This window comes from Agromyces humi, from assembly GCF_009720255.1.
In the GTDB taxonomy this organism is placed as follows: domain Bacteria; phylum Actinomycetota; class Actinomycetes; order Actinomycetales; family Microbacteriaceae; genus Agromyces; species Agromyces humi.
Genome location: NZ_WJSP02000630.1, coordinates 1 through 1,311 on the forward strand (window position 1 = coordinate 1; position 1,311 = coordinate 1,311).

Genomic DNA, 1,311 nt, shown 5'->3' on the forward strand with positions numbered 1-1,311 from the left:
TCGACCCGCGGGTGCTTCCGCGGGTGCTGGCACGGGCGAAGGACCGCGCGCCTGCGTCTCCGGCGGCGAGTCGCGCGCTCGAGCAGCTGACCCCGCGCGAGCTCGAGGTGCTGCGCCGCATCTGCGACGGGGCGAACAACCGCGAGATCGCGGCCCAGCTGCACGTGGGGGAGCGCACGGTGAAGTCGCACGTCTCGGCGATCTTCATGAAGCTCGGCGCCCGCGACCGCGCCGCGGCGATCATCGCCGCCTACGACGCGGGCCTCCGCCCGTAGTTCCGACCCTGGGTAGGGCGGATGTCGCGCCGACAGCACGCTGTGTCGATCGACCAGCCGCTCGGTCGTCATCACAACAGAGGCCGACATCCGGCCGACTCCCGAAGGGGAGGGAACGAGGACGACCCCGGCGACGGCGGTGCGCGAGTACCCTGTCGCTGGATCGGGTCGAGGAGGAACACCATGCGCTACACACTGCTGCTTCACTACCCCGAGATGACCGCCGACGAGCTCGGTGACGAGGCGCTCGCCGAGGGCCAGCAGGCCTTCACCGCCTACGCCGCGACGCTGCACTCCGCGGGCGTGCTGCTCGGCGCCGAGGTGCTGCAACCGTCGTCGAGCACGACGACCCTGCGCGCCGACGGCGGCGCCGTGCAGGTGCAGGACGGCCCCTTTGCCGACACGAAGGACCAGCTCGGCGGCACGTTCGTCATCGACGTGCCCGACCTCGACACCGCGATCGAGTGGGCCAAGCAGGCTCCTTCGATGGACTACGGCGCGGGCGGCGTCGAGGTGCGCCCGGGCGCCGTGTACACGGTCGACGGCGTGTGGACTCCCAACGAGTGAACGCCGATGCCGCGCGGGCGGCGGCCGCGGCATCCGTCGAGCTGGTCGCCCGCGCGTCCTACGGCCGGCTGATCGCGCTGCTCGCGGCGTCGTCGGGTGACCTCGCGCTCGCCGAGGACGCCCTGGCCGGCGCCTTCGAGCAGGCGTTGAAGACGTGGCCGGATGCCGGTGTGCCCGACAATCCCGAGGGGTGGCTGTTGACCGTGGCCCGCAATCGCCAGCGCGACGCGTGGAAGTCGGCCGAGCGTCGCCTGACCGCACCGGTCGCTGACGATGCCGAGACGCCGGCCGCGGCATCCGTCGACCCGCTGGCCGAGCTCGATCCGTTCGCGATCGGCGACAAGCGGCTGGAGCTGCTGTTCGTGTGCGCGCACCCGGCGATCGACGCCGCGGTGCGCACGCCGCTCATGCTGCAGGTCGTGCTCGGATTCGAGGCCGCGCAGATCGCGAGGGCGTTCGCGGTGCCGCA

At 72.4% G+C, this 1,311-nt stretch carries 3 protein-coding genes; all 3 read left to right on the plus strand.

Annotated features, from left to right (window positions below; genetic code table 11):
- Positions 1–275, plus strand: a 275-nt coding sequence (locus GH736_RS23045; RefSeq protein ID WP_162529607.1) for a helix-turn-helix domain-containing protein, incomplete at its 5' end; no start/stop codon positions are given.
- A 183-nt stretch (positions 276–458) separates the two neighbouring features.
- The gene (locus GH736_RS23050; protein WP_159607358.1) at positions 459–842 is read left to right on the plus strand and encodes a YciI family protein; all 384 of its coding nucleotides are present in this window, start codon (positions 459–461) and stop codon (positions 840–842) included.
- Positions 824–1,311 (plus strand): sigma factor (locus GH736_RS23055; protein WP_268891265.1); only part of this gene is annotated, 488 nt, incomplete at its 3' end. The genes GH736_RS23050 and GH736_RS23055, both read left to right, overlap by 19 nt.

Coding starts and splice junctions, on each gene's coding strand:
- GH736_RS23050 (WP_159607358.1), top strand. CDS start 459: ATGCGCTACACACTGCTGCTTCACTACCCCGAGATGACCGCCGACGAG.